At 68.3% G+C, this 328-nt stretch carries 1 pseudogene; it reads left to right on the plus strand.

Annotated elements, in window-relative coordinates:
- Positions 1-328, plus strand: a pseudogene (locus ABGA94_RS04355) (hypothetical protein); the annotation flags it as partial.

The following is a 328-nucleotide window of genomic DNA, read 5'->3' on the forward strand; positions in this document are numbered from 1 at the left end:
AGCACCGGCTTTGCTGCGGCCCCGGACCTGGTGTTTGGTGCCAGCAGCCAGGCCGTGGGCGAGCAGGTGCTGGCCTGGAACGTCGGCGTGACCAGTCGCGCCAGCGAGCGCCTGTCGAAGGCGCCGGGCATGCACAGCGCCAGCTTCGCCCGCAATGCCAGCGTCTACGTGGACAGCTGGTCCAACAGCACCACGCCGCCGCAGATCGAACTGTTCCGCGCAGATACCGACGATGAGTTGGCAGTTGCCAGCAACATCGGCGGACGCAGCACCTATCGCAACATCGGCCGCACCCGCCGCCAGGGCGTGGAACTGCGCTACCGGCAGC

The sequence above is a fragment of the Stenotrophomonas sp. 3diitr2024 genome (assembly GCF_042136455.1).
Lineage (GTDB): Bacteria > Pseudomonadota > Gammaproteobacteria > Xanthomonadales > Xanthomonadaceae > Stenotrophomonas > Stenotrophomonas sepilia.